Below are 20,257 nucleotides of genomic sequence, written 5' to 3' on the forward strand. Positions count from 1 at the left end.
TTAGTTCAACCATGATCAATCCGATCAAACTCCCCCCCTCAGAAAAATATCTTACGTGTAAACTATGCATGAGAATCGAATGTGTAATGCCCCCAAAGCAAAAAATCACTTTGTATGTTCCATTTTAATAGTCTATCTTTGCGGCTGCTAATACAATAGCGAACGCAAATAATAAATTCAAAAGAATGGCAACAAAAATCAGATTGCAACGACACGGTCGCAAAGGTTATGCCTTTTACAAGATCGTTGTCGCAGACAGCAGGGCGCCACGAGATGGCAAGTTTATTGAAAGGATCGGTTCATACAATCCGAACACGAATCCTGCTACAATAGATTTGAATTTCGAGCGCGCTTTGTATTGGATCGGTGTAGGTGCACAGCCTACCGACACGGCACGTAATATCTTGTCACGTGAGGGTGTACTCATGATGAAGCATCTCCTCGGTGGTGTTAAGAAGGGTGCTTTTGATCAAGCTGCAGCAGAAAGCAAGTTCGAAGCTTGGTTGAAGGGTAAAAAAGACGCCCTTAACAACATGAAGATTAAGGTGAAAGAAGCTGCCGTAGCAGACAACAAGGTTAAGCTCGAAGCAGAGAAGGCCGTAAACAAGGCTCGCGCAGAAGCTGTGGCAGAGAAGAAAGCTGCTGAGGCCAAAGCTAAGGCTGAAGCAGAAGCCGCTGCCGAAGAGACTGCCCAGACGGAAGAGGCTCCGGTAGAAGCCGCTGCTGAAGAAGCTCCTGCGGCTGAGAGCGCAGAATAATTACCGACGAATTTTTCCAAATGACAGAGGGTGTTTCGCTTGCGATACACCCTCTGCTGTTTTTATACGACAGACTTTTTCCTTTTACCATTGCAATCAAAGATCAAGCAACGGAACGGCGAGATTATTTTCAGAGAGTGATAGAGAAAATAGAGGCTGTCTTTTCAAGGTGGGACAAATCCCCTTCGGGAGCAAAGCCAACTTGGCTATTATGATCGAAGAGCAAAGGGAGGCCGCCAAGGACAAATCGTTCAACGGTACGGGTATCGACCTCGAAAAATCCTTCGCTCAAACGGGGAAGAGACGGCAGCGTATCTCTTGGGATTCGACGGACTCGATGTGTGAAACATGGAGGCATTGGCCTGATTTCTCGTATCTGATAAGAGCCTCTGAAGAATATTTTCTGTCAGATAACAGGAAAACAGTTGTGTATTTGCCGAAAATACATATCTTTGCAGCGCAATTGAGAGGAATCTTCTCCGTTGCTATGAGGATTGTCTCATGGTGTAATGGTAGCACAACAGGTTTTGGTTCTGTTTGTCAAGGTTCGAATCCTTGTGAGACAACGATAGAGAAAGGGTTGCATCGGATAAGCGTAAACTTCCGGACTGCAACCCTTTCTCTTTGTTGGTGTCGCCTCTTAAATCACCGTATTTGCCTCCCAAGTGTTCAGCAGCCATGAACTTCTGCAACGACGCTTACTAAAAGCTCTCCCGCTCTGCCCTGAGAACGAAAAACAAAAAGTCCTGTCTGACGATGCAAAAGATAGCATGTCAGACAGGACTTTTCTTTGGAATGCCAATACCGACTTAATTAAAACAAGGCATCCAATTCTTTCTTGAATACGTCTTTGGACTGAGCACCCACAAGCTTCTTTACCACTTCGCCGTTCTTGATGAACAGGATGGTAGGGATATTACGTACGCCGTACTTCATGGGCAATTCCGTATTTGCATCCACATCCACCTTTCCTATGATAGCTCGTCCTTCATATTCCGCTGCCAGTTCGTCGATGATCGGACCTACCATGCGGCAAGGACCGCACCATGTAGCCCAGAAATCCACTACCATCGGCTTGCCTTCTGCTACCAAGCCGTCAAATGTTGCATCTGTAATTTGCAGTGCCATAACTTTGTTCGTTTTTAATTGGTTATTATTCTTGTTTATAATGATTGGTCTATTCAAGTGCAAAATTAATCTCGCAAGCCTTCAATCGATTCACCAGTTCGGGGGATACTTTGATCAGCGATTTATGTTGTGCCAGCTCGACGTCGAAAGTTTCCGTATGGTCGTACACTTTGATAAATAACATCGTTTTTCCCGAATTGTTTGTCAATTCGTCCGATAGCGTTTCGATCAGTTCATTGTCGATCTTCGATGCCGGCAGCAAGATGGTCATCTTTTTGATCAAAGTATCGGCCACTTGCGGAAGCAGTTCTATCGTGTTTACAGTCAATTCCAACTCACCTTGTTTCCACTTATGAGGCTGGACGGATGCCCGAATGAGGAGATAGAGGCCTTCCTTGCAATAATTGCCGAAATTCACATGCGACTGTCCGAAAAGAGGTATTTCGCCGGTACCGGACAAATCCTCCAGCGTAATCTTCGAATATGGATTGTTCGAGCGGGATATGCCCTGAAATGCCTTGGTTACGATACCAGCCATAATCAGATTTTTCCCTACCAGGGACTCCAGATCGGCCAAGTCTGTTGCATGCGTATTGCAATAGTGGTCGAGGATCACTTGATACTGAGCCATAGGATTGGAGCTAAGGTAGAGTCCCACAAGCTCACGTTCTTTATTGAGTCTCTCCAAGTCGTTCCACGGTTCTGTGGGAGACGGTTGTGGACGAGGGATCATCAGATCTTCTTCCTCTCCAAAGAGAGAATTACTCTGGCTGTGCTTTTCCTCCTGCACCACGGAGCCATAGCGCATCAGTGCTTGTATGTACGACTCCTCCTTACCCGTCAGAGGAGGAGCCATATATTCCTCTCGCGACAGACCGAAGCTGTCGAAAGCACCAGCCAACGCCAAGCTCTCCATCGTCTTACGGTTGCAAGCGGAGAGATTGATCCGCTCCACAAAATCGAAGATATCCTTATAAAATCCGTTGGTTTCACGCTCGGCAATGATCTGCTCCACGGCTCCTGATCCTACACCTTTCACAGCACTGAGACCGAATCGGATGTCTCCATCGGCATTCACCGAGAATTTCATTTCGGACTCGTTCACGTCAGGCACCAATACGCCGATCTTCATGGATTTGCACTCATCCATGAGTTTAGTGATTTCTGTGATGTTGTTCAAGTTGCGACTCAAGGCCCCGGCCATGTATTCAGCCGGATAGTTCGCTTTCAGATAGGCCGTTTGATAGGCTACCCAACTGTAGCAGGTGGCATGACTCTTGTTGAAAGCGTAGCTGGCAAACTTCTCCCAGTCCGCCCAAATCTTCTCCAGCACATCTTTGGGATGTCCATTTCGGGCTCCCCCTTCGAGGAACTTCACCTTGAGGACGTTCATCTTCTCGATGAGCTTTTTACCCATAGCCTTTCGAAGCTCATCGCTCTGGCCTCGGGTAAAATCGGCGAGCTTACGACTCAGAAGCATGACCTGCTCCTGGTACACCGTCACGCCGTATGTTTCTTTGAGATACTGCTCCATCTCCGGCAGGTCGTAATAGATAGGTTCACGCCCATGCTTACGCGCGATAAACGATGGGATATAGTCCATCGGTCCGGGACGATAGAGCGCGTTCATCGCTATCAAGTCCTCGAATGCAGAGGGCTGCAGCTCCCGAAGATACTTTTGCATCCCACCGGATTCGAATTGGAAAGTACCTATGGTACGTCCATCGCTGTATAGCTTATACGTAAGGGGATCGTCGAGCGGGATCGTGTCTATATTCAAGTTGATGCCATGGCGTCGCTTGATGTTGGCCAGAGCTTCCTTGATGATGGAGAGCGTTTTCAGCCCTAGGAAGTCCATTTTGATCAGCCCCGTCTGCTCGATGACAGAACCTTCGTATTGGGTGACCAGCAGTTCCTCCTTCGTGTCTTTGTCCGGAGCCGTACTGACCGGAACGATATCGCTGATGTCCGTTTTCCCGATGATGATGCCGCAGGCATGCACACCCGTATTGCGCACATTTCCTTCCAGCATTTGGGCATACTTCAGCGTATCACGCATTACCTTGTCGGAGCTTAGCGATGCTTGCTTGAGTTCGGGAACAAATTCTATTGCTTTTTTCAGATTGACTTTCTTCTCTCCGGGAATCTTGTCCGGTACGAGCTTAGCCAAACGATTGCTTTCGGGCAAGGGCAACCTCTGTACGCGAGCCACATCCTTAATGGAACTCTTTGTGGCCATTGTACCATAGGTGATGATATGGGCCACACGTTCTTTGCCGTATTTTTCCGTCACCCAACGAAGTATTTCGGCACGCCCGTCATCATCGAAGTCGACATCGATATCAGGCATGGAGATACGATCGGGATTGAGGAAACGCTCGAAAAGCAGATGGTATTTGATCGGATCAATGTCCGTGATGCCCAGACAGTAGGCTACAGCCGATCCCGCAGCTGATCCTCGGCCGGGTCCGACAGAGACGCCCATACCGCGCGCGGCAGCGATGAAATCCTGTACGATGAGGAAATAGCCGGGGAACCCCATTCCTTTGATCGTTTCCAACTCAAAGTCGATACGCTCTTTTATCTCGTTGGAAAGATCCTCTCCATACTTGCGTCTGGCTCCCTCGTAGGTAAGGAAGCGCAGGTAGTCGTCATCATCCTTAAACTCGGGCGGAATCGGAAAGTCCGGCATCAGGGCCTTGTTGTCAATGCTGTAGAACTCTACCTTGTCAAGAATTTCCAACGTATTGGACAGCGTCTCCGGCAGATCCTCGAAAATGGTATTCATTTCTGCCGTTGTCTTCATCCATTCCTGCTTGGTATAACGCATCCTGTTCGGATCGTCCAGATCCTTACCCGTACTCAGGCAGATCAGACGATCGTGCGCCTCAGCATCTTCTTCATTGCAGAAATGGACATCGTTCGTGGCAATTACCTTGACGCCCAACTTCTTGGCAAGCTCGAGTATCACGCGGTTTACGCGCTGCTGCTGGGGGAAAACATCCTGATTGCCGAGCGGATTGTGCGTCTCGTGCCGCTGAATCTCCAAGTAGTAATCATCCCCAAAAATCTCCTTGAACCAAAGAATAGACTCCTCGGCTTTGCCGATCTCTCCGGCCATGATATGTTGCGGGATCTCTCCGCCCAGACAGGCCGAAGACACGATGATACCTTCATGGTACTTCTGCAACAACTCCTTGTCGATACGCGGACGATAATACTGCCCTTCGGTCCATGAATAGCTGACCATTTTGATCAGATTCTTATACCCCTGCAAGTTCTTCGCCAGCAGGATCAAGTGCCAACCGCTGGCATCGATGGAACGTCTGGGATGGTACGGGTCAGGAATTTGGCTGTCCTTGTCGAAGCGTGTACGTCGAGCGCAATAAGCCTCACAGCCGAGTATGGGTTTGAAGAGGAGCCTTTTCGTCTCCTCTATTTTCTGTTGTAGCTTGACGATGCGATCGCGCTCTTCGTCGGTCAGCAGATCTGCACTCTTCGAGTCGTTCAACTGATCCAGTTCACGCCTGCAGTCCTTCAGCGTAGCATTGTGCCCGCTATTCTTCTTCTCCACATAGTTGTAAAACTCCTTGATGCCGAACATGGCTCCATGGTCGGTCAGAGCAATACCGGGCATACCGTCAGCAATGGCTTTGTCTACCAAGTCATTGATAGCGGCCTGTCCGTCAAGCAGAGAGAATTGGGAGTGTACGTGCAGATGTACGAAGGGTTCCATCCTTGTAGTTTGTCTTTCGGGCAAAAGTACTCATAATATGCCTACAAAAGATGAGATTTCCGACCGAGAAATGGAAAACGGCACGCCTTTTATCGGGAGAAAAGAGAAGGGAAAAGCAACATCCCACCCGCTGAGTGCCGGCAGACGGGATGTGTATGGGATTGACGTGTAGTTAGTCTTCGTTTGCGATGGTTATACAGCAGTTGTCGAGGCTTTGGATGATCGCGAGCGACTCCACTCTTATGCCTCTTTCTTGCAGGGCTGCTCTCCCATTCTGAAAGGCTTTTTCTATGATAAAGCCCATACCGACAATCTTAGCACTTGTCTGTTCGGCCAAGTCGATGATCCCTTGAGCTGCATTGCCATAGGCAAGAAAGTCGTCAATGAACAGAATGCGATCGTCGGCAGTCAGAAAGTCGTGACTGATACAAACGGTGTAGTCCCGACTTTTGGTAAAGGAATGCACCGTAGTAGTCAGCATATTGTCCATCGTCTTGGGCTGTTTTTTCTTCACGAAGACCACGGGCAGATTCATAATATAACCTACCATGATAGCCGGGGCTATACCGCTGGCTTCGATGGTAACGATCTTGTTGACTCCGCTGTCGGCAAATAGTCGTGCAAACTCTTCGGCCACCTGGTACATCAGCTTCGAGTCCATCTGGTGATTGATGAAGCTATCGACTTTCAATATACCGCCCGGATAGCACTTGCCATCCTGCAAAATCCTCTGTTTGAGCAATTCCATAAGACAATGATTGGGTTTTCTACCTGTCCGCCCATTTTATTTGCCGCGGATAAGTATATTAGAGATAATAGCTGCAAGACCACCGGTGGTGATTCCCGAAGAGAAGATCCCTCTCAGATCAGGAGATATGTTGCGCAAGATGTCCGGCATCAACTCGACACCTAAGCCCAGCGACAGACTAATGGCCAAGACCATCGTGGCTTTGCGGTCTATCTCCTGAGCTGCAATGATGCGTATCCCCGCTGCTGCTACCGTCCCGAACATCAAGAGCGTGGCTCCTCCCAATACGGGATCGGGCATCAGAGAAAAGATAAGACCGATACCCGGAAACAAGCCAAGCACGATGAGCATAGCGGCAATGTAATAGCCCACGCGACGACTGGCCACGCCCGTGAGCTGAATCAACCCGTTGTTTTGGGCGAAAATAGAATTGGGAAAAGAATTGAATACACCGGCAAGGAGGGAATTGAACCCATCGGCCAATACCCCACCCGATACACGTTTGATGTATTTATCGCCCTCCACCGGTTCGCCCGAAATCATCGAATTGGCAGTAATATCCCCCGTCGCTTCGATGGCTGTAATAAGATAGATGAGCCCTATGGCGATAAAGGACGAGATGTTCAGGCTAAGGCCGTATTTGAATGGGACAGGGATATTCAACAGCGCAATCTTCGTCGTCTCCATACCGGAGAGATCCACACGACCGAGGATGTAAGCTAAAGCATAACCGACGAGCAGACCGAGAACGATAGAACTCATACGAATGTATTTGTTCTTGCTCTTATTGAAGAAGAGGACGCTCACCAGGACGAGAGCAGCGATACTGAGATTTTGCCAGTTGCCGAAAGTCCCATCGCTCATAGCCGCATTGCCACCTCCACATGAGATAATCCCCACTTTGATCAGACTCAGACCGATCAGCAAGACTACGATTCCTGAAACGAGGGGCGTAATGATCCGCTTGAGATAACGGAAGCTGCGGCTGACGATCATCTCCACCGGAGCTGCTGCTATCGTACAGCCGAATATAAGCGGCAGACCGCCGGCCAAGCCGGCACTGATAATAGGGCCGATAAAAGAAAAACTCGTACCCTGCACGCATAGCAGTCCGGCACCCAAAGGCCCCACCCTTCGACATTGGATAAAGGTGGATACCCCCGAAGCGAACAGAGCCATGGAGACGAGGAAAGAAGTAGTCTCCAAATCCAGATTAAGTGCTCCTGCAATGATAAGCGGGGGGGTAATGATAGCCACAAAGATGGCAAGGAGGTGTTGGAAAGCTGCAAAGACAGCATCTTTGCAAGAAGGCTTGTCTTCGATCTTGTAGATCAGATCTATCTGAGGGGTAGCTTGATTCGGTGCGATGGCCATAGTACAATGAGTGTTTGTCCGATATTCCTTATTCTTCATCGTGAAGAGAGGCACAAAAATAATAATCAAAACGTACCCGATCACTTTACTGAACAAGAAATACGCATTTGCACATTGCCTTCTCATCGGTGCAGCCCTCTAATCATGAAGGAACAGCCTACGGCATCGCAACTTTCACAGCGTACCTAACTAAAACATAAAACGCAGGCAAAACCTCGCGGAGAGTGAATTTTATTTCAGTACACGTCAAACCGAAAAAACGGTGATTTGCCACCCCCCAAAAACGTGGCGCGTAAAAGTTTTTCTTTTGGCTCGGGAAAAGAAAAAATCTCGAGCCAAAACGAAAAAAATCTCACTCCACTTTTCTCGAAAATACGAGCCACAATCGCAGCATTTGAGGTGCGGAAATATTTCTACCACGTTCAGACAGCTGGCGGATGATATCCGACCCCGGTTGTATTGTTCCCGTCTTATTTCTTTTGTGATTTTGTTGTTTTTGATATAATTATTACCTTTCGGCATGTGTCATATGATGATGTATTTCAGAGATTTGTTCTGTGTATTCATGGATTGTAAATGGAAAGGAAATCTGTAGCCGAAAGATGCGGATGAAATAAAATGATAAATAAACTAATAATCGAAAAGGAAATGAAAACAACAGTTCAACAAATTATTCTGTGTCTGGCTTTAATGATGTTAGGAGTATTGGGTGGAAATGCACAGAGCTTTTGGGAAGAAATAGTTCCTCCTTTTATCAGTAATGAGCCTAACGTTAAGTATATAATTCCCAGTATGGGGATTGATTCAAAGGGAACAGTCTATGTAACCGTGACAAAAAGGACTCAGCAGGGAGCAAATTATACTTCTGAGCAATTAGGTATATACTATCGTCCATTAGGAGATAATGCACAATGGTGGGAACATGATCCGTATTTTGATGACAAGTTAGTTACGGATATTCAGACAGATGCATACGGCAGAGTTTATGTATGTACGACTTCTTCTCGGGATCAAGAGTATCAACTGTATATAAACGAGCAGAACGAATGGAGATGTATATTCAAAACACCCGTGGCTACAGATGAACATGGTATGACCGTCTTCCGCTCTTCGACAGGGGTGACTTATATAGGTACTACACATCACATCTTTGCATCAGGTGTAAATGATTTCGAGTTCAACTCTATCTATGAAGACTCTACTCCTATGAGCTGTCGCTTTGCAGAGGCTACGAATAGTGGCACCATCTATCTGGCATTGATGCATGAAACCACAATGTCTACGACTATCTTTACTTATCAGAACGGTGAGTTCGTCGATATATCGGAAAGTGAATTGAGTAACTCGATTATTGCATCCATGTGCTCGAATAAAAAAGGTGATATAATAGCTCTTGTTACTTCATATACAGAACTTATGAGTGGAACCCTTGCGATCAGAAAAGCAGCTGAAGGAAAATGGCAACCTGTTGGCGGAGACATACAAAATGCAATCGTTCAAAATATATGCATGATGGACGACAACAAGATTGCTTGTGAAGTTTTCGGGGCTCCTAACGGAGTAGATGGTCGGACAAGGGTTTGCGTCTCTGACGCATCTGTCTTTGATTTTGAGTGGTATGAAGATGAAATATACGGAGGCCTGATATTTGACACTTTCTTCTATAGCCCTTGGGACAAACTTCTTTATGCGAAAGTTGGTGGAATAATGCTCAGGAGCAAAGAATCTCTTATAACCTCTTTCGTTTCACCGACAGTTGCGCAAGGAGTGGATGTCTATACTTTGGGCGGGAAGATAAGGATCGAAAGTGAAACTCCGGTGTCTGAGGTATTGCTTTTCGACTTGGCTGGCAGGATGGTACTTCGGCAAACCGTTGATAATAAAATCTATTCGGATATAAATATTAACGGACTAAAGCGAAATGGTATTTATATAGTCTCGGTGCGACTCTCTTCCGGACAGGTATTCAGTCATAAGGTGCAGATATAGCCATCTGTTGTAGCGTGATCACTTGACCTTGTCTCTAAAAAGCCTCTTGGGATATGTCTTTTGACCTCTTTACCAAGGGGCTTGTTCTATTTTACATGAATGCAGCTGTCAGCAGAAAGATACATGGTTAAGGGGTTGTCTTTCATGCTTGATAGATGGTAATTGTCATGTGGCTGACTTTGCTTTCGGAGTGTTTTGTCCGAAACCTCGTATATTTGTCAGGACTAATCCAAAGCAAAGCGAATGAACAATAAAACTCTGCAACAGATAGGAGAGTATACAAAATTGATGCAGCGGACATTTTCTCTGCCTAACAGGTGGAGGATGTCATTCAGGGAATTGATTAAGGAGATAGACAAGCTCGGAGTCGATTCGGTATGGATCGTAATTATCATTTCGTTCTTCATCGGAGCCGTTATCACCATCCAGCTTTCTCTGAATATGACCTCTCCACTCATTCCGCGCTTTACGATCGGTTATTCTACACGTGAGATCATTCTGTTGGAGTTTTCTTCCACGGTTATGTGTCTCATTTTGGCCGGTAAGGTGGGATCAAGTATTGCCTCCGAATTGGGAACCATGCGTGTGACAGAGCAGATCGATGCTATGGAAGTGATGGGTGTGAACTCGGCCAATTATCTGATCCTGCCTAAAATCATCGGATTCATGCTCTTCGTTCCGGTTCTGAGTATAATCAGTATGGCCACGGGTATTGTCGGTGGTTATCTGGCCTGTTCGCTGGTGCCAAATCTGCCTCGGAGCGACTTTGAGTATGGTTTGCAGCTTTTCTTTTCCCCTTACAATGTGTTTTACTCCATTATCAAGTCGGTGGCTTATGCTTTCATCATATCGAGCGTGGCCGGTTACTACGGTTATACAGTGAAGGGTGGAGCATTGCAGGTGGGGAAAGCAAGTACCAATGCCGTGGTTCAGTGCAGTATATTGGTGCTTGTGGCGGATTTGCTCCTCACTAATTTATTGCTTGCGTAAATGTTATACTAACGTATTATGATCGAAGTCAGAGAAGTCAGTAAGCAGTTCGAAGATAAGAAAGTACTCAACAATATCTCGGCGACATTCGAGACGGGCAAAACCAATCTGATCATCGGACGCAGTGGAGCGGGTAAGACCGTCCTGCTGAAGTGTATCATTGGGCTTATCGCTCCCACATCGGGAGAGGTATTGTATGATGGTCGAGATATTACGGTTATGAGTGAGAGTGAGCTGAAAATCCTGCGTCGTGAGGTCGGTATGCTCTTTCAGGGCTCTGCGCTCTTCGACAGTATGACGGTCATGGAGAACGTTATGTTTCCGATGAATATGTTTTCGAGCGATAAGCCGGCAGTCCGTCGCGAGAGGGCTAAGCACCTACTGCATCGGGTGGGGCTCTCCGATGCCAGACATAAGTATCCCAGCGAAATTAGTGGCGGTATGATGAAACGGGCTGCCATCGCCCGTGCGATTGCTTTGGGGCCGAAGTATCTCTTTTGTGACGAGCCTAACTCCGGTTTGGATCCGAAGACTTCGCTCGTCATAGACGATCTTATACATACTCTTACACAAGAGCATGGTATTACCACAGTAGTCAATACTCATGACATGAACTCCGTGAAGACAATCGGAGACAAGATCATCTACATCCGTCATGGCAGTAAGGAGTGGGAAGGATCGAGTGCAACGCTGAACTCTTCGGATTGTACGTCGCTCAAGAACTTTGTTTTTGCCAAGACAATGGAATACTGATGCTCTGTCAGCCGAGTATCTCTCGTCCTCTTCCTTCTTTCCATTCGCTCTCACGAAGCAAAATCGTTGACAAAAATTATTGACCGGATAAAAAAGAAAAACAATCGGATGAAAGGAAATAATCAGTTGTGCACACTCCTAAAGCTGTGTTTGCTCTCCATGTTGGCTTTCGGCACAGCAAAGGCACAGATACAGATAGTCGGTGCACCGAGTATGAAAGCTCTGGACGATTCTCCCAATCGCTTGCAGGTTTTTATGCTGCATACACTGAATCCCGCATCTGTCACCCTGCGTTTTGCCGGAACGAGTACAGGAAAGTTGTATCGCTATACGACCAAAGCCATCGAAGCGGAAGAGGTGACTACAGCTACCTATTCGGATGGTATGTGGACGCTTACGGCTCCTCAACTCAACTGTGGTTATTTCATCTCCGGTGATGGGAGACTACCTCAGTACTATTGGATAAGCAACTATGCAGACTATTCTCTGACCGTTTCTACTGTTACGGGGAAACCTTCTGAGACGTCTCCCTGTATCTCGATGGACTTAGCTGTGGATGCAGCCATCCCGCCTATTCCTTATAATCAGCCTAACGGTGTGCCCCGCCGCTTGGATCGGGGGGTGCGGATTTCTTATTCGGATATGGAATGGGATGTCGAAGCTCGTTTGTTTCGGCCTTCCATGAAGGAAGTTGAGGTTGAAGCATCGGATGACGAACGAACTCTTGTGGTGTCGGCATCGTTGGCAGACGCTGTCTATACGATTCATGGCGATCGCTTTACCAAGGAGCTGTCGCTGCCTTTCACTGCTATTGCCACGGATGAACTTCTGACACCGAAAGTGGAGGTGTATGCTTTCGTGGACAAGCTGGAGGATGGGAGCGCAATAGGAGATAATACGCCCGAAGAGGGAGATGCTTCTCTCGTGTCCGCTCCTTTCTCTGTAACGCTTGCTGCATACGGCAACGAGCCTTCGGCCGCAAACTTTGTCTGGCGTATCTATCGGACAGAGGAAGGGGCAGAAAACAGCATTCTTGTTTATAATGGAACTACTACGGATTTTACATTCCGCCAGGCCGGCGTGTATAGTATCCTCTTACAGGCTACGAATCGGACGGGAACTTGTACCGATGAGGTTTTGTTGGAAAACTATTACAAAGTAGCAGAGTCCAGTCTGACTATACCTAACGCTTTCAGCCCATACGGTAGTCCGGGTGTGAACGATGTATTCAGGGTAAAGCATTCTTCACTCGTTCGTTTTGACGGACGCATATTCGATAGTTGGGGAAAACAGATTTTTCGCTGGACCAATCCTGATGAAGGTTGGGACGGTAAATATAGAGGTAAGATGATGCCTACGGGCGTATACTATTACGTAATTGAAGCGGAAGGGGCTGACGGAATCAAATACAAACGAAAAGGGGATATCAATATCCTCCGACCTGCACACGAAACACCCTTGGAGGGAAACCTCCCACGATAGCAAAAAACGAATCGACCTTTCCAATTGTTCTAATACCATGAGCAATGTATGAGGAAGTGGTCGGAAATATATGCGCGATACAGTTATAAACGTAAAAGACAAGATAGCTCTACACGATGCTGTGGAAGTCTATGGAGCACGGGTGCACAACCTGAAGAATATCGATGTGTGCATTCCGCGTCATAGCCTTACTGTCATCACGGGAATGAGCGGCAGTGGAAAATCTTCACTGGCTTTCGATACGCTTTTTGCCGAAGGACAGCGACGGTACATAGAAACTTTTTCGGCTTATGCCCGGAATTTCCTCGGTGGTGGCATGGAACGCCCCGATGTGGATGAGATAAAGGGGCTGAGTCCGGTCATTTCCATAGAACAGAAGACGACCAATCGGAATCCGAGGTCGACCGTCGGTACCGTTACGGAGGTGTACGACTTCTTTCGTTTGCTTTTTGCCCGTGCTGCGGAGGCTTATTCTTATGCCGGAGGTAAGAAGATGGTGAAGTACACCGAAGAGCAAATCTTCCACCTCATTTTGGAAAAGTACGATGGGCGAAAGATAGCTTTGTTAGCTCCGGTGGTTCGCTCGCGTAAGGGGCATTATAAGGAGCTGTTCGAAAGGCTTCGTAAGAAAGGCTATCTCCATGTACGCGTGGATGGTGAGATTCGTGAGATTTTGCACGGGATGAAGCTTGATCGTTATAAGATGCATGATGTCGAAGTGCAGATCGACAAGCTGCGCGTGGCACCGGATCAGAGCAAACGTATAGCGGAGAGCTTGGCACTGGCTATGCGTGAGGGCGAGGGGCTTGTGATGGTGTTGGATTCGGAAAAAAACGAAGTGGGACATTTTAGTCGGATGATGATGTGTCCTGATACGGGAATTTCGTATAGCGATCCGGCTCCGCACAATTTCAGTTTCAATTCCCCTCATGGCTATTGCCCGCGCTGCAAGGGCTTGGGTGAAGTGAATCTGCCGGATATGGACAAGATCATTCCATTTCGTGAGAAGAGTATATACGAAGGTGGCATCGAGCCATTGGGTAAATACAAGAACAATCTTTTCTTTTGGCAAATAGAGGCATTGTGCGAAAAGTACGACGTGACGATCAAAACACCTTTGCGCGATTTGCCGGAAGAGCTGATCGAAGATATTCTATATGGTACGGATGAGTTGCTAACGATCAACAACAAGGCACTGGGACAGTCGAGATATGCTCTTACTTTCGACGGTGTGGCTAAGTATATACTGATGCAGGCAGAAGAATCCGATGCCTCGGCGACTGCACAGAAATGGGCAGATCAGTTTCTCAAGACTACGACTTGTCCTGACTGTGCCGGCAAGCGTCTGAACAAAGAAGCTCTGTCCTATCGTTTGGCCGGCAAGGACATTGCAGAAGTGAATGCAATGGACATCAAGACTCTTATAGAATGGGTAGATTCTTTGGATGAACATCTCTCGGATACGCAGCGAGCTATTTCTATAGAGATACTGAAAGAGATACGGACACGCTTAGGATTTCTTAAAGATGTGGGGCTGGAGTACTTGACGATGAATCGAGCCGCAGCATCCTTATCCGGAGGAGAAAGTCAGCGGATTCGTTTGGCTACCCAGATAGGAAGCAAGCTGGTCGAGGTCTTGTACATATTGGATGAACCGAGTATCGGTCTTCACCAAAGGGACAATCTTCGGTTGATTCATTCGCTTCAGGATTTGCGTGATATAGGCAATACAGTGGTAGTGGTAGAGCATGATCAGGATATGATGATGCATGCCGACTATGTAATAGACTTAGGACCACGAGCCGGTAGACATGGTGGTGAAGTGGTGTTTGCCGGCAGTCCCGAAGAGATGGTGCAGGCTGATACGCTGACTGCCGATTATATAAGTGGACGAAAGCGTATAGAAAAGTCGATCGGCAGGAGAGACGGCAACGGGAAAACGATAAAATTATTTGGAGCCAAAGGCAATAACCTGCAGAATATAGACGTTATCTTTCCGCTGGGGGTATTTATATGTGTTACCGGGGTCTCCGGTAGTGGGAAAAGTACATTGATCAATAAGACTCTATTCCCTGCTATCAGCCAAAAACTGTACCGCTCTTTGCAGGATCCGATGCCCTACGACCGCATAGAGGGGTTAGAGCATATAGATAAGATAATAGCCGTGGACCAAAGTCCTATCGGGCGGACGCTTAGAAGCAATGCAGCCACATATACGGGATTGTTTACCGATATTCGTGCTCTTTTTGTCGGTCTGCCCGAGAGTAAAGCTCGTGGATATAAGCCGGGGCGTTTTTCTTTCAATGTCAAAGGCGGACGCTGTGAGGTTTGCAAAGGTAATGGATACAAGACGATCGAAATGAATTTTTTGCCTGATGTATTTGCTCCGTGTGAGGGATGCCGGGGGAAGCGATACAATAGGGAGACACTCGAAGTCCGTTACAAAGGAAAGTCCATTGCGGATGTTTTGGATATGACTATCAATAAGGCTGTCGAATTTTTCGAACATGTACCTCATATTTTATCCAAGCTTTCCGTTTTACAGGAGGTCGGTTTGGGCTATATCAAATTGGGACAGCCATCTTCGACTTTATCGGGAGGAGAGTGCCAGCGAGTCAAATTAGCTGCCGAGCTGAGTAAACGCGACACGGGAAATACACTCTATGTATTAGATGAACCGACTACGGGTTTACATTTCGAAGATGTACGCGTCTTGTTGGGGATCCTTAATCGCCTGATAGAGAGAGGGAATACGGTGATAGTGATCGAACATAATTTGGATGTGATCCGCTGTGCGGATTATTTGATTGATATAGGACCGGAGGGAGGAGCAGGCGGTGGCCGGTTGCTTTACCAAGGGAAAATGGAGGATATAATAGAATGCAGGAATAGTTATACAGCTCAATTTGTAAAAGCCGAACTCGAAAGAGGCCGGATGGGTGCTGTACACATGAATTCTGCAGACAATATATAATGTAAAGTAAAGGAAGGTTTATTCAATGAAAGAACAGAAATTGTCTAATCGGTTTTGTCCCGAAGGCATGACCGTAGAAGAGTGGCAAGTAGGATTAAGAAGAGAATTTGCTGAACAGAACCCTTTCGAGGTCGAACATTTGGATGATAATCGGATATGGGGTGATTATTTGGTGGCAAACGGCCGCAACCGATACCGAGTTGCATTCCGTGGTGTTCGGAGCGAACGGAATTATTGTTCTTGCCTGGATTTTAGAACGAATGGGCTTGGAACATGCAAGCATATCGAGGCCGTAACGCTCTTTCTTCAAGATCAGGTACCCGGTTACCCTTGGGGCGAATTTGACTATACACCCGAGTATAGTTCCATCTACGTGAGCTATAAAGGCGGCCGGAGCATCAAGATGCGTGTTGGACGCGAAGAGACGGCACGCTTCGAGGCCTTGCGTGCTCGCTTTTTCGATGAGTCAGGCACTTTGCCTCCTGAGAATTACAGCTTCTTACCGCAGATTTGTGATGAGGCCAAGGATATTGCCGCTTCATTCCGTTGCTATGAGGATGTGTTCGATCTGACTCAGGAACATTGCCGTAGGACGGAGTGGCAGGATTATTTGCGCGAGACCAATCCGGACAAGCGAGTCGATAATGAGTATACAGCCGATATGCCGGAAGAGATGCGTAGGCATGTATATGATTTGGCTTATGAGGGACATGGCGTGATGGTCGGTGTTCCTTCCGATGTAATCGTTCGCGAAGTCGTTGCCCTTGCCGATGTATATCTGCGCGATCAGCCCGGAGCTACGGGATATGTGATTATCAATGATCCGCAGCGTTTCATCCTTTGGCGAAATGCCTTTGCAAATCCTGTGCTTCGCCGCTTGCCCATCGAGGTGATGCATGCTTCGGCTTTTGTTAAGAAGGTGGCTAATAATGTCCCCCCCTGTACATTCATGTTTGTGGAGCAGGCTGCTCGTTTGAAGGAGTGGCGCGATCCTGTTTCGGTGGCTATCAAGAGGATGCAGATCGACCATCTTTATATGAATCTGGAGACCATCGAAGATCTCACCCCCGTTCAGTTCTCCTCTGTGGTACAGCATATAGACCCGTTCATCTTAGGTCCGTTCTATCGCTTTATCCGAGACTATCGTCCTATCTTCCCGCTTAGAAATGATGGCTCCAATCTGCCTGAGGATGTGCGTGATTTTATGTTCCTGTACACATCCGATTCGATTAGAGAAATGAACGAAATGCTTCCTCCCATCCGTACGGCAGAAATCCTGTTGCATGGTACTGATGCGGAAGAAGAGATCGACAAACTCCTGCGTCATCTCAATCGTGTTCTCTCGAATGATACGCTGCGAGAAGTATTTCTTAAAAGAATCAGTATGATTGTCGGGGCATCGTAATGTCCGAAGATTATCTCTCATCATTGAACGACAGCCAAAAGGCTGCCGTTCTTTATAATGACGGGCCTGCCTTGGTGATAGCCGGGGCAGGCTCCGGCAAAACACGGGTACTCGTTTATAAGTTGCTGCACCTGATTCGCTCCGGCTACGATCCCGCAAGGTTGATGGCACTGACCTTTACAAACAAAGCTGCCAGAGAGATGAAGGAGCGTGTGGCAAGCGAGATCGGGCCTGCTGCTTACAGGATACAGATGGGTACATTCCATTCCGTTTTCTCTCGTATCCTTAGAGAGAATGCCGCACACCTCGGATATACTCGTGACTTCAGCATTTACGATACGAACGATACCAAGAGCTTGCTCCGTCATGTGATGAAGCGCATGAATATCGATGATAAGGTATATCGTATCAACGCGGTACAGCATCGTATATCGATGGCCAAGAATCAGCTGATCTCTCCCGAGTCGTATGCTGCCAATAAGGATCTCTCCCGATACGATATAGACTGTCGAATGCCTCGGATGGCAGAGATTTATTCTCTCTATACCATTCTGTGCAAGCAGAATAATGCCATGGATTTTGATGATCTGCTTTTCAAAATCAATGTCCTTTTTCGTGATTTCCCTGATGTCTTGCAGACCTACCGTGACCGCATCGATTATTTGTTGATCGATGAGTACCAGGATACCAACTTTGCACAGTATTTGATCGCTCGGCAGTTGATGGGAGAGAAAGGTAGGGTATTTGTTGTGGGGGATGATGCTCAGAGTATATACAGCTTTCGTGGTGCCAAGGTGGAAAACATTCTGGGCTTTTCAAAGTCGTTCCCCGGGAGCAAGCTTTTCAAACTTGAGGAAAACTATCGGAGTACGCAGAGCATCGTCAATGCAGCCAATAGCTTGATTGCTCACAATGAGGGGCGAATCCCCAAGCAAGTTTTTTCGAACAAACAGGTAGGCGAGCGTATTCGCCTGACGGGCTGCCTATCGGGGTATTTGGAGGCTTATACGGTAGCGGACTCGATCGTGGAGCGACGCTTGCAAGAGCATTGCCCTTATTCCGATTTCGCCATTCTGTACCGCACTAATGCGCAGAGCCGAGTTTTCGAAGAGGCGCTCCGCAAACACAATATTCCTTTCCGTATATATGGTGGGCTTTCGTTCTATTCGCGAAAAGAGATCAAGGACGTTCTGGCCTATTTCCGTCTGATCGTAAATCCCGATGATGACGAAGCACTCAGGCGTGTAATCAACTATCCCAAGCGAGGAATAGGGGATACCACTCTGTCTCGTCTTAACGAGATAGCCGCGGCTTCTTCACGTTCGTTGTGGGATGTGCTGTCCGAATCGCAGGAAGGCCTTCCTGATCTTAGTGCTACAGCCCGACGCCGTCTTAGTGAGTTCGTCTCTCTCATCCGTGAACTTCAGGAGTCCGAATACGAATCTCTGTATGAGCAAGCAGCCGATGTGGTCAAACGGAGTGGGATCTCGGCCGAAATTTTTTCGGACAAAAGTATCGAGGGAATAAGTCGGCAGGAAAACCTCAAAGAATTACTCAACGGCATCGAGGAATACAGCACTTCTTACGCCGAAGAAAGGGGAGAGAACCCCTCCTTGGGAACGTTCCTCAACGAGGTCGTACTCCTGACAGACCAAGATACCGAGGGAGTAGCCGGAGATTATGTCACCCTGATGACGGTACATGCCGCAAAGGGACTTGAGTTCAGGCATATTTTTATCGTTGGTATGGAAGAAAACCTTTTCCCTTCGATGATGAATGCTACCGAACAAGGTCTTGAGGAGGAGCGTCGTCTCTTCTATGTGGCTATCACTCGTGCCAAAGAATCCTGTCATATCAGCTTTGCTGCGGAACGCTCCCGAAACGGGCGAACAGAACGTTCGCGTCCGAGTCGCTTCCTGCAAGAACTTGATGATGCGTACGTTGAGCGACGTGTACCGCAAGAAATGTTAGGGGGACACTGCCAAGGTGACGAACTCCCCATCCATTTTTCTCGGAGCGATGCTTTCGAAAGATTGCCTCAGCCGGAGCCGATTCGCAGACGGCTGGTACGCATCGGCTCCTCCCCTGTTCATGAGGAGCGGATGGTTCATCAGCAGATAGGAGATTTGCGTGTGGGCGACACGGTGGCACATGCACGCTTCGGAATCGGAATCATCGAATCCCTCGAAGGCGAAGGCGACAATGCTAAGGCAGAAGTCTCGTTTCAGCAGGTGGGACGCAAACGCTTATTGCTTCGGTTTGCCAAGCTGTCCAAAGTAGAAAAAGATTCGATCTGAACTACAGGATACCATTGATGAAACTTTTCATCCCTGTGTAATACATCAGTTCAAGCAAATGTACAGAGAGGTATCCTGTTTCTGCTTGGATCGAGCCGATGTTGAAGCTCGGAAATCGGTCAATTGACAATGAAATCTCCAAGAAAATGCCGTGCGACGATCTTATCTATCGGTTTAACAGCTCGCACGGAATCTCCCACTCCCCGAACCTGCCATCCGACACAGAGCAGATAGCATCTTCCATCAATAGACTATAGTATCCTCTCGTATGAGACCATAGTATCTTCTCGTATGAGACCATAGTATCTTCTCGTATGAGACCATATTATCTTCTCGTATGAGACCATATTATCCTCTCGTATGAGACCATAGTATCCTCTCATGTGAGACCATAGTATCCTCTCATGTGAGACCATAGTATCCTCTCATATGAGACCATAGTATCCTCTCATATGAGACCATAGTATCCTCTCATGTTAGTTCTGTATCTTAGGCAAAGATCGAAGAGCAGATGTATGGTTGCCAAGTAAACAGAGATTTCCCCAAGTTTCCTTCAGGTATATACTTGAGGTTCGCAGAGACCCACATGAAGCTCTCCTCTCTTCATCAAATCAATGCTTGTG

General features: G+C 47.4%; 14 protein-coding genes and 1 tRNA gene. 11 read left to right on the forward strand and 4 right to left on the reverse strand.

Translation table 11 applies throughout. From position 1 onward, the window contains the following. Positions 1-185 precede the first annotated feature (185 nt). Together HQ49_RS06645 and HQ49_RS06655 are read left to right on the forward strand one after the other, a co-directional pair. Complete coding sequence (locus HQ49_RS06645; protein WP_018965384.1) at positions 186-758, forward strand: 30S ribosomal protein S16; 573 nt, start codon at positions 186-188, stop codon at positions 756-758. A gap of 495 nt (positions 759-1,253) precedes the next feature. After that, a tRNA-Gln gene (locus HQ49_RS06655) sits at positions 1,254-1,324 on the forward strand. Between the two features lie 247 nt (positions 1,325-1,571). On the opposite strand, the gene trxA is transcribed toward HQ49_RS06655, so the two are convergent. Both trxA and dnaE read right to left on the reverse strand, forming a co-directional pair. Continuing rightward, entirely contained in the window at positions 1,572-1,886 is a 315-nt protein-coding gene (gene trxA / locus HQ49_RS06660; protein ID WP_004583434.1) for a thioredoxin, read from the reverse strand. A gap of 49 nt (positions 1,887-1,935) precedes the next feature. Next, positions 1,936-5,622, reverse strand: a complete 3,687-nt coding sequence (dnaE, locus tag HQ49_RS06665; RefSeq protein ID WP_039419119.1) for a DNA polymerase III subunit alpha — start codon at positions 5,620-5,622, stop codon at positions 1,936-1,938. 37 nt (positions 5,623-5,659) lie between these two features. Here dnaE and HQ49_RS12405 point away from each other — a divergent pair, with 37 nt between their 5' ends. Next, complete coding sequence (locus HQ49_RS12405; RefSeq protein ID WP_018965386.1) at positions 5,660-5,794, forward strand: hypothetical protein; 135 nt, start codon at positions 5,660-5,662, stop codon at positions 5,792-5,794. Here HQ49_RS12405 and xpt read toward each other — a convergent pair whose 3' ends face one another. Both xpt and HQ49_RS06675 read right to left on the reverse strand, forming a co-directional pair. Beyond that, complete coding sequence (gene xpt, locus HQ49_RS06670) at positions 5,795-6,370, reverse strand: xanthine phosphoribosyltransferase (RefSeq protein WP_018965387.1); 576 nt, start codon at positions 6,368-6,370, stop codon at positions 5,795-5,797. Between the two features lie 36 nt (positions 6,371-6,406). Beyond that, positions 6,407-7,744, reverse strand: a complete 1,338-nt coding sequence (locus tag HQ49_RS06675) for a nucleobase:cation symporter-2 family protein (RefSeq protein WP_039419121.1) — start codon at positions 7,742-7,744, stop codon at positions 6,407-6,409. Positions 7,745-8,006: 262 nt separating this feature from the next. Here HQ49_RS06675 and HQ49_RS10800 point away from each other — a divergent pair, with 262 nt between their 5' ends. The 8 genes from HQ49_RS10800 to HQ49_RS06710 all read left to right on the forward strand — a co-directional run bounded on the left by HQ49_RS10800 (position 8,007) and on the right by HQ49_RS06710 (position 19,634). Beyond that, entirely contained in the window at positions 8,007-8,249 is a 243-nt protein-coding gene (locus HQ49_RS10800; protein WP_152567413.1) for a DUF1661 domain-containing protein, read from the forward strand. A 143-nt stretch (positions 8,250-8,392) separates the two neighbouring features. Next, positions 8,393-9,733: a T9SS type A sorting domain-containing protein gene (locus tag HQ49_RS06680; RefSeq protein WP_039419165.1), complete on the forward strand. Its 1,341-nt coding sequence runs from the start codon at positions 8,393-8,395 to the stop codon at positions 9,731-9,733. A 243-nt stretch (positions 9,734-9,976) separates the two neighbouring features. After that, positions 9,977-10,723, forward strand: coding sequence for an MlaE family ABC transporter permease (locus HQ49_RS06685; RefSeq protein ID WP_018965389.1), 747 nt, complete (start codon positions 9,977-9,979; stop codon positions 10,721-10,723). An 18-nt stretch (positions 10,724-10,741) separates the two neighbouring features. Continuing rightward, a complete protein-coding gene (locus tag HQ49_RS06690) occupies positions 10,742-11,476 on the forward strand; it encodes an ABC transporter ATP-binding protein (RefSeq protein ID WP_018965390.1) in 735 nt (244 codons plus the stop codon). A 108-nt stretch (positions 11,477-11,584) separates the two neighbouring features. Next, entirely contained in the window at positions 11,585-12,958 is a 1,374-nt protein-coding gene (locus HQ49_RS06695; protein WP_039419167.1) for a T9SS type B sorting domain-containing protein, read from the forward strand. 70 nt (positions 12,959-13,028) lie between these two features. Next, positions 13,029-15,932: an excinuclease ABC subunit UvrA gene (uvrA, locus tag HQ49_RS06700; protein ID WP_039419123.1), complete on the forward strand. Its 2,904-nt coding sequence runs from the start codon at positions 13,029-13,031 to the stop codon at positions 15,930-15,932. 25 nt (positions 15,933-15,957) lie between these two features. Continuing rightward, positions 15,958-17,337 carry an SWIM zinc finger family protein gene (locus HQ49_RS06705; RefSeq protein ID WP_018965393.1) on the forward strand — a complete coding sequence of 460 codons (1,380 nt, stop codon included), beginning with the start codon at positions 15,958-15,960 and terminating at the stop codon, positions 17,335-17,337. Then, positions 17,337-19,634: an ATP-dependent helicase gene (locus tag HQ49_RS06710; protein ID WP_039419125.1), complete on the forward strand. Its 2,298-nt coding sequence runs from the start codon at positions 17,337-17,339 to the stop codon at positions 19,632-19,634. Before HQ49_RS06705 ends, HQ49_RS06710 begins: the two co-directional genes overlap by 1 nt. The last annotated feature ends 623 nt before the right edge of the window (positions 19,635-20,257 follow it).

Origin of the sequence: Porphyromonas gulae (assembly GCF_000765945.1) — a bacterium.
Classification (GTDB): domain Bacteria; phylum Bacteroidota; class Bacteroidia; order Bacteroidales; family Porphyromonadaceae; genus Porphyromonas; species Porphyromonas gulae.

Coding starts and splice junctions, on each gene's coding strand:
- HQ49_RS06695 (WP_039419167.1), top strand. CDS start 11,585: ATGAAAGGAAATAATCAGTTGTGCACACTCCTAAAGCTGTGTTTGCTC.
- uvrA (WP_039419123.1), top strand. CDS start 13,029: ATGCGCGATACAGTTATAAACGTAAAAGACAAGATAGCTCTACACGAT.
- HQ49_RS06710 (WP_039419125.1), top strand. CDS start 17,337: ATGTCCGAAGATTATCTCTCATCATTGAACGACAGCCAAAAGGCTGCC.
- HQ49_RS06685 (WP_018965389.1), top strand. CDS start 9,977: ATGAACAATAAAACTCTGCAACAGATAGGAGAGTATACAAAATTGATG.
- HQ49_RS06705 (WP_018965393.1), top strand. CDS start 15,958: ATGAAAGAACAGAAATTGTCTAATCGGTTTTGTCCCGAAGGCATGACC.
- HQ49_RS06645 (WP_018965384.1), top strand. CDS start 186: ATGGCAACAAAAATCAGATTGCAACGACACGGTCGCAAAGGTTATGCC.
- trxA (WP_004583434.1), bottom strand. CDS start 1,886: ATGGCACTGCAAATTACAGATGCAACATTTGACGGCTTGGTAGCAGAA.
- HQ49_RS06675 (WP_039419121.1), bottom strand. CDS start 7,744: ATGGCCATCGCACCGAATCAAGCTACCCCTCAGATAGATCTGATCTAC.
- xpt (WP_018965387.1), bottom strand. CDS start 6,370: ATGGAATTGCTCAAACAGAGGATTTTGCAGGATGGCAAGTGCTATCCG.
- HQ49_RS06680 (WP_039419165.1), top strand. CDS start 8,393: ATGAAAACAACAGTTCAACAAATTATTCTGTGTCTGGCTTTAATGATG.
- HQ49_RS06690 (WP_018965390.1), top strand. CDS start 10,742: ATGATCGAAGTCAGAGAAGTCAGTAAGCAGTTCGAAGATAAGAAAGTA.
- dnaE (WP_039419119.1), bottom strand. CDS start 5,622: ATGGAACCCTTCGTACATCTGCACGTACACTCCCAATTCTCTCTGCTT.
- HQ49_RS12405 (WP_018965386.1), top strand. CDS start 5,660: ATGCCTACAAAAGATGAGATTTCCGACCGAGAAATGGAAAACGGCACG.